Annotated in this window: 5 protein-coding genes; 1 reads left to right on the top strand and 4 read right to left on the bottom strand. The window is 72.2% G+C overall.

Annotated elements, in window-relative coordinates; translation table 11 throughout:
- Nucleotides 1-60: 60 nt before the first annotated feature.
- From ACFRQN_RS37125 to ACFRQN_RS37110, 4 genes are all read right to left on the bottom strand, one after another.
- A complete protein-coding gene (locus ACFRQN_RS37125; protein WP_079272189.1) occupies nt 61-783 on the bottom strand; it encodes an LURP-one-related/scramblase family protein in 723 nt (240 codons plus the stop codon).
- 291 nt (nt 784-1,074) lie between these two features.
- Complete coding sequence (gene thpR, locus ACFRQN_RS37120) at nt 1,075-1,668, bottom strand: RNA 2',3'-cyclic phosphodiesterase (protein ID WP_380744965.1); 594 nt, start codon at nt 1,666-1,668, stop codon at nt 1,075-1,077.
- 109 nt (nt 1,669-1,777) lie between these two features.
- Nucleotides 1,778-2,275: a carbonic anhydrase gene (locus ACFRQN_RS37115; RefSeq protein ID WP_074002869.1), complete on the bottom strand. Its 498-nt coding sequence runs from the start codon at nt 2,273-2,275 to the stop codon at nt 1,778-1,780.
- Nucleotides 2,276-2,762: 487 nt separating this feature from the next.
- Nucleotides 2,763-2,939: a hypothetical protein gene (locus ACFRQN_RS37110; protein ID WP_380744963.1), complete on the bottom strand. Its 177-nt coding sequence runs from the start codon at nt 2,937-2,939 to the stop codon at nt 2,763-2,765.
- Nucleotides 2,940-3,688: 749 nt separating this feature from the next.
- Here ACFRQN_RS37110 and ACFRQN_RS37105 point away from each other — a divergent pair.
- The gene (locus tag ACFRQN_RS37105) at nt 3,689-7,006 is read left to right on the top strand and encodes a hypothetical protein (RefSeq protein WP_380744961.1); all 3,318 of its coding nucleotides are present in this window, start codon (nt 3,689-3,691) and stop codon (nt 7,004-7,006) included.
- Nucleotides 7,007-7,164: the final 158 nt, after the last annotated feature.

The following is a 7,164-nucleotide window of genomic DNA, read 5'->3' as shown; positions in this document are numbered from 1 at the left end:
CAGGCCGCCCGCAACGTTCGGGCGGCCTGCCCGTCAGTCCCCGGTTTCCCCGGTTCGCGGCTATCCGAGGCCGCGGGCGTCCTGCTTCAGCGCGGTGTCCACGGTCAGCGCGGTCGCCACGACCAGGCTGAGCAGCGGGTCGGGGAGCGGGCGGTGGATCTGGAGAACGTAGTTGTCGGCCGTGGTGAACATCGTCTTCGCCAGGCCCTCCCAGGTCTTGGTGATCCGGGCGATCTCGGTGTCCGTGCCGTCGACGATGGAGAAGTTCCAGGCCCGCCAGTTCTCGGCCTTGATCGCGCCGACCTTCTGACCGCCGACCTCCAGCGAGAAGTTGATCTTCCCGATGGCGTTCTGCTGAACGATCTGGCCGACCTCCTGGCCGTCCGGACGCTGCACGATCACCCGCGACTTGATGAACTTCGCCGGACGGGTCAGCAGCAGCACCGGGGTGCCCTGCGCGTCGCGGATCTCCAGCTTGTGGGTCAGGTACTGGTCGATGGAGAAGAGCAGCCGTACCACCTTGCGCAGGCCGCTCTGGCCGACCTGGACCACCGAGCCCAGCGTGGCGCCCTGCTGGTCGAAGACCGAGTACTCGTTGGTCAGCTCGATCAGCTTGGCCTTCTGGTTCACCACCAGGACGGGCTCGGAGAAGAGGGTGCCGCCGCCGCCGTAGACCGGTCCGACGCCCGCCTGCTGCCGTACCTGGCGCTGCACCTTGGCGGAGTCGCCGACCGCAGCGGTCGGCCCCCCGGGGAAACCGGGGATGTTCGTGTTCTGGGACATGCCCGGCAGGCTAGGGCCAATCCACTGTCAGCAGCGAGATCGTTTCGGACGCCCACTCGGCGCACCGGGGGCTCCGAGTCGCGAATTCGACCTGCGGATCGGCGTGTTGCGAACGAGGGCCGACCGACGACCGGCACGCGTGTGGCCGATGTCACATCCGCCGATCGATCACGGACGGCGGAAAAACCGTGCGACATCGAACGGAGCCGTACCCGTAGGCACGTACCTGTAGGCACGTACCCGTAGGCCGGTGCAGGCACCCGGCTCCCCGGCCTACGCCCCCCGGGCGCCTCAGGCCGGGGCCGCGGCGACGCCGAGCCGCCACGCCTCGATGTCGCGGTAGTGGATCGGCCCGGGGCCGCGACCGATGTTGCTGCCGACGAGGTGGAGGCGTTCGGTCCGCCACGGCCGGCCCACGAACCCCGTGAGCCCGGCCGCCGCCAGCGGCACGCTGACGGAGTCGTCGCGGCGGGAGCGGGCCAGGGTGAGATGGGGGTTCAGCGGCCGCTCCCTGAAGTCGATCCCGCAGGACCTGACGAGATCCCGGACGTCGGCGGCGAGCCGGTGCAGTCCCTCCAGGTCACCGTCGACGCCGGTCCACAGCAGCCGCTGGTCGAAGTAGCCGCCGCCGCGCAGGCCCAGCCGCAGGGCGGGGCGCGACGGGGCCGCGGCGGCCAGCGCCGACCGCAGCAGCGGCACCGCCGCGGACGACTGTTCGCCGAGGAAGGCCAGGGTGATGTGCCAGTCCTCGATCCGGTTCCACCGCAGCCGCGGGTAGCCGGCATAGGCGGGTCGCAGGGCCCGGGCCAGTTCGTCCTTGGCGTCGTCGGGCGGGGCGAGCGCCACGAAGACGCGCAGGGTCCGGGGTTCGGGGTGATCGTCCACGAGGGGGGAGGGTAGTCGACGGCCGGCGCCGCCCTCGACTCTCCCGTACCGGCCGGCCGGGCCCCGGTGCGGCGGCCCCGTCCGACCGCCGCACCGGGACGCCGTCAGGTCAGAGCACGACCTCCTTGAGGAGGCCGGTCGCGACGTCGAGGACGAAGCCGCGCACGGCGTCCGTGTGCGGGACGAAGGGACTGGTGCGGATCCGGGCGGCCGACTGGCGCACGTCCGTCTCCAGGTCGGCGAAGGCCTCGGCGGCCCACGGCGGCTTGACGCCGGTCTCCTCCCGGATCGACTCGCGGAAGGCGTCGTCGCCGAAGGTGAGCATGCCGCAGTCGGTGTGGTGGATGAGGATGATCTCCCGGGTCCCGAGCAGCCGCTGGCTGATCGCCAGCGAGCGGATGGCGTCGTCGGTGGCCACCCCGCCGGCGTTGCGGATCACGTGCGAGTCGCCCTCGGCGAGGCCGAGCGCGCCGTACACGTTGAGCCGGGCGTCCATGCAGGCCAGGACGGCCGTGCGACGGGCCGGCGGGAGCGGGAGCGGCCCGTCGAAGGCCGCGGCGTAGTCGGCGTTGTTGCGCAGGTAGTGGTCGGTGGCGGTGTCGGTCATGGTGGACGGCTGTCCTCTCGGTGCGGTCGGATCGTGGTCGGCCGGGACGCGCGGGAGCGCCCCGTCCCGCTCGCGGGTGCGTGCTGCGGGCAGCACGGAGCGGGCGGCACGGAGCAGCGGGTGAACGCGTCCCGCCGGATGCGTCCGGAGCGCCGCTCGGAGGGGCCGTCGACCGGGACGACGGCCGGCCCCTCACGGCGGCGGGGAGCGACGGCCGCCACGGCGGTGCCGTTCGGAACGGAGCGCAACGGAAGAGCGCAACGGAACGACACGGCCGGGCGGCTGGAACGGGCGATCAGACGATGACCGGACAGCCTGTGGAGTGGATGCGGCCGAAGTCGATGTGACGACGGCGGACGAGCACGGTCATGCGGGCACCGTACTGCCCGCCGGAGCGACCCCGCCCGGGATTCGCCCATTCTCCACTCCGCCGGGTGACCGCCTCCGTGGACAGCCGAGCTGCGGCCATCCCACACGTTCCCTCACGTCACATGCCGCCCTCTCGGACCGCGTCGGTCGGCGCCGGGTTCTCGGGGAGCCGCCAACCGCCGCCGCGGTCCTCCTTCGAGAAGCGCGCGGCGAGATCGGGAACGTGGAGGAAGCAGGCCAGTGCGGTGGCGGCCTGGAAGGCCTCGATCGCACGCCGGCGAACCGCTTCCCTCACGGCAAACGGTGGCGAACCCAAGGATCAACACACCACCCTCGGATGACCACGTGATCACGGAAACACAGGTGCGTGATGACGGATTCCCGCCCGCCCAACAGGACGACACTCCGCCGAAATACCCACCGACATGCGCTAGTTGATGCGCCACCGCGCCCGGCCGTCGCCCTTTCTCCGGAACAGCGGCCGACGCACCGATCGACTCGACCCCGGAAACCTTCAGCAACCTCGCGAGCTTCGGCGAACACCACGGTGGTGTTCGCTGCTCCCCGGTGGATCGGATGCTCGCGCCCCCGGAGCGGCACTCTTCCTGTGTTCTTCCTGTGCCCTTCCTGTATTTTTCCTGGTTTGGCAAATCCCTATCCTGCCATCACTTTCAGTGACTGGCCGCCATACTGACGGTCAGTCACTCTGACATTCGGGGCGCAGGGGGGATGTACGTGAACCGGACGAGGGTGATGAACCGGTCCTTTGCCGCCGTTTGGGTGAATCCATTGCAGGCCTATGCGATCGGTGGCCGAAACCGACGGGGATTCAGCCAGTTGGCATGCGATCCAGACAAAATCATTCCGCCCCGTCGATCCGCCTTCTCCGGCATTAGGATTCCTGCGGCATCAGGACAACTGTCCTGGTGAACACTGGCCCTGACGGGCCAGGAGATTGGGGAAGAAGAGGGGGAAATGGCGAACTCGCCAATGAGGGCAGGGTCGGCACGGCGCTCACGCGCCAGGATCCTGTCCGCCACGGCCATGATGCTGGCCGCGACCGTCATGGGGACGACGGTCGCCCAAGCACTTCCGTCCGACACGGCCCCGGAGCCGCTGCCGGCCAACTACCGCGCGCAGGTGGTCGAAGCCTGGCAGGGCGGCGGCACCGCGGTGAAGGACGCGGCCGCACGGGCACTGGTCGGCTCGGACGCCGACATCACCACGTTCTTGACCAGCACGCTGAGCCGTGCTCAGGCGTCGGACGAGCGCTTCGCCGTCATCAAGATGCTGAGCAGCACCGGCAAGGGCGTGCGCGACGCCGCGTCGAAGGCGCTGAGCGGGTCGGACGCCGACCTCCACGCGTTCGTCACCAGCGGCTGGCAGAACCCGATGATGGACGACCGCCGGGCGGCGATCGTCACCATCGTCGACGGCGCCGACGTCGCCGTCCGCACGGCCGGGACCAAGGCGCTCGGCGACGGCACCGCCGAGGCCATGGACGCCTTCCTGACCACCGGCCGGTTCAAGGCGCAGGAGGAGGACGACCGGGTCGCCGTCCTGCGGCTGATGGACGTCTACACCGGCCCGGAGTTCACCAAGCAGGCCGGCCGGGCGCTCAGCGGCACACCCGCCGACATCCGCGAGTTCCTGGAGAACGGCCAGCTCCTCGCCCAGGCGAGGGACCAGGAGACGCTCGACGTCAAGCAGCTCGCCCAGACCGCGAAGGACGCCACCAAGCGCGCCCTGGAGGAGACGGCCGCCGCCCAGGAGGCGGGCGCCCGGGCCGAGAAGGCCGCCGAGACGGCCAAGCAGGCCGCGCTGACGGCCGCGGACGAGGCTGCCAAGACCAAGGACGACGCCGAGAAGACGGGCGCCGCGGCCAACCGGGCCGCCGAGGCCGCCCAGGGTGCGGCGGATGCCGCGAAGACCGCGATCGACGCCTCCAACACGGCGGTGGCGGCAGCCAAGACGGCTGCCACGGCGGCGCGTTCGGCCGCTTCGGCCGCGGCCGCCGCGGGCCAGGCCGCCAGCCGCGCGTACAACGCCGCTGCCGCCGCCGCGGGCGACCGGTCCCAGGCCAAGGCGGCGAGCGACGCCGCTGTGCTGGCGCGCAACGCCGCCGCCGGTGCGCGGGACGCGGCGTCGGCCGCCTCGTCCGCCGCCGACGCGAGTGCCCGGGCGGGCCAGGCCGGCTCCGCCGCGGCCCGCGCCGCCAACAACGCCGCCGCTGCCGCCGAGGCCAGCGCCCAGGCGGCCGGTTCCGCGGGCCAGGCCACCGAGCAGGCGGCCCGCGCCCGCAACGCGGCCACCACCGCCCGCAACGCGGCCAACGCGGCCAGCACGGCCGCGACCCGTGCCCAGAACCTCGCCACCGCGGCCGCCGCCGCGGCGGGCGAGGCCAAGGATCTGGCCAACCGGACCGCCGACCACGCGGAGAAGGCCGCCGCGGCAGCCGACGCCGCGGCCGCCGCCGCGGGCCAGGCCCAGGACTGGGCGAAGATCGCGGGGCAGCACGCGGACGCCGCCGCTGTCGCCGCCGAGACCGCGGCCTCGGCGGTGGCGAAGGCCCAGACGCTCGAGAAGCTGGCCCGTGACGCCGAGGCCGTGCAGCTGGAGTCGGACAAGCAGCTCGGTGTCACCCAGGCCGACCTGCTGCTGAAGGACGATCAGGCCACCCAGGCGGACTTCAACCAGCAGCAGACCGAGGCCGCCTCGCAGGACGCCGCGACGAAGGACCTGGTCAAGCAGGCCGCGGCAACCGGAACCGCCACCGCGACGGCCGCCCAGGCCGGCCGCAAGGCCGCGGTCAACCTGCTGAAGTCCACCGGCTCCTGGACCCGGGCGTCGGCGCAGGCCGCGCTCTCCGGCACCGACGAGGCCGTGGTCTCCTGGGCCAAGTCGGACTACCAGCGCAGCCTGCAGCTCGACGACCGGGAGAAGATCCTGGCCGTCACGAGCATCGCGAACGCCAAGCTGGCGACCGAGGCGCAGAAGACACTGGAGAGCACCGACCCGACCGCGGTCGAGAAGTTCCTCAGCGGCGGGGCGCTCCAGGCCCAGGCCGAGGACCTGCGGGTGCGGACCGTCTCCCTGATCTCGGACGGCGGCAAGGCCGTCCAGCGGGACGGCGGCGCCGCACTGGCCGACGGCCGGGTGTCGGTCCTGGCCGCCTTCCTGTCCAACGGCTACGCCAAGGCCCTGGCCGAGGACGACCGGGTGGCCGTGGTGGTCGCCGTCGACGGCGGCGGGCCCAACGTGAAGGCCGCGGGCGCGGTCGCCCTGGCCGGACCGGCCTGGATGCAGCACGAGTTCGTCCGCAAGACCCAGTTCACGGCGGCGCAGAAGGACGCGGACACCGACGCGCACGTGTCGTCCGTGCTGAGCATGATCGGCAACGCCGCGAAGGACGCGGCCACCGCGAGCGAGAGCGCCCAGCGGGCGTACCAGATCGCCGCGGACGCGCGCCACGCGTCGGATGAGGCCGCGCACTGGGCGAGCCTGGCAGGGCAGTCGGCCCAGCAGGCGAAGGGGTACGCGGACGACGCCAAGGCCAAGTCCGCCGCCGCCGACGCCTCCGCGGCAGCCGCCGCCGCTTCGGCGCAGAAGGCCAAGAGTGCGGCGGCGACCGCGCAGACCGCCAACCGGCAGGCCAACTACTCGGCCACCCAGGCGACCGCCTCCGCGAACCAGGCCGTGAACTCGGCGGCGAGCGCGAGGGCCTCGGCGGCGCAGGCCGCGGCCAGCGCGAGCGCGGCGGGCAAGGACGCCGCCACGGCGTCGCAGGCCGCGAGCGACGCCCACGCCATCGCCGCCCAGAAGCGGGCGCAGGAGCAGGCCGCCGCTGCCGCCGCCGCGGCGGCCCAGGCGAAGGCCAACGAGGCCAACCACGTCGACCCGGTGAACACGCCGGCCAACGACAAGGTGACCACTCCGGCTCCAGCTCCCGAGAAGCCGGAGCCGGGCTCTCCGCCGAAGGACGACAAGCAGCTGTTCAAGGACTACGGAAACTTCCTGGGCAGTGTCAGCACCTATAGCGGGTTCATCGCGGCCGGCCTGATGCTCGTTCCGGGTGGCCAGCCCCTCGCGGCCGCCGTCGGTACGTTCTCGCTGGTGACGGGTGTGGCGTCGGCCCTGTACCGCGGGATCGGCTACGGCTTCAGCAGCGACAAGTTCATCGGCGCGGTGGCAGGCGTCGGTCTCTCCCTGATCGGTGGCCGAGTGGTCGGCGCGATCGAGAAGGGCGCGGCGGAAGCGGCCAAGTTCGGCGTGAAGGTGACCGAGAAGGTCGGCGAGAAGCTGGTGAAGGCCGGACACAGTGCCGTCTCGTCCGTCGTCGGCTGGTTCACGCGCAACGACTGATCAGGTGATCACTAGGCTGTGAGTGATCGGCCGTGTTCGAATGGCCGTGACAGAACAGTGGCTGTGGAGCCCGCGTCCGACCCGGGGGCCCCAACCCGCACCGCGGGGGGGGGGGGGGTTTCCCGGGTGGAGGTTAAAAAAAAACGAGCCCACCGGAC

The sequence above is a fragment of the Kitasatospora sp. NPDC056800 genome, from assembly GCF_042789775.1.
Lineage (GTDB): Bacteria > Actinomycetota > Actinomycetes > Streptomycetales > Streptomycetaceae > Kitasatospora.
Note: the sequence above shows the minus strand (reverse complement) of the source record. Positions and strands in the feature narration are given on the sequence as shown.

Coding starts and splice junctions, on each gene's coding strand:
- ACFRQN_RS37125 (WP_079272189.1), bottom strand. CDS start 783: ATGTCCCAGAACACGAACATCCCCGGTTTCCCCGGGGGGCCGACCGCT.
- ACFRQN_RS37115 (WP_074002869.1), bottom strand. CDS start 2,275: ATGACCGACACCGCCACCGACCACTACCTGCGCAACAACGCCGACTAC.
- ACFRQN_RS37105 (WP_380744961.1), top strand. CDS start 3,689: ATGATGCTGGCCGCGACCGTCATGGGGACGACGGTCGCCCAAGCACTT.